At 49.6% G+C, this 248-nt stretch carries 1 protein-coding gene; it reads left to right on the top strand.

Annotated elements, in window-relative coordinates:
- Positions 1-248, top strand: a 248-nt coding sequence (locus AAEY79_RS15940) for a phosphoenolpyruvate carboxylase (protein ID WP_352289647.1), incomplete at both ends; no start/stop codon positions are given.

Genomic DNA, 248 nt, shown 5'->3' on the forward strand with positions numbered 1-248 from the left:
GCTGTATAGCGCGCAGCAAACTATCAATCGTATCGCTGAAGAATACGGTATTAAAACACGCTTGTTCCATGGTCGTGGTGGCTCAGTGAGTCGTGGTGGCGGATCAACGCATAACGCGATTGCCGCACAACCAGCGGGTACATTGCATGGAGAAATTAAAGTCACTGAGCAAGGCGAAGTGCTTTACGCCAAGTATGCCAACACTGATACGGCTGTATTTGAGCTGACCATGGGCATCACTGGTACAT

The sequence above is a fragment of the Psychrobacter sp. GW64-MNA-CIBAN-0177 genome, from assembly GCF_040309585.1.
In the GTDB taxonomy this organism is placed as follows: Bacteria; Pseudomonadota; Gammaproteobacteria; order Pseudomonadales; family Moraxellaceae; genus Psychrobacter; species Psychrobacter okhotskensis.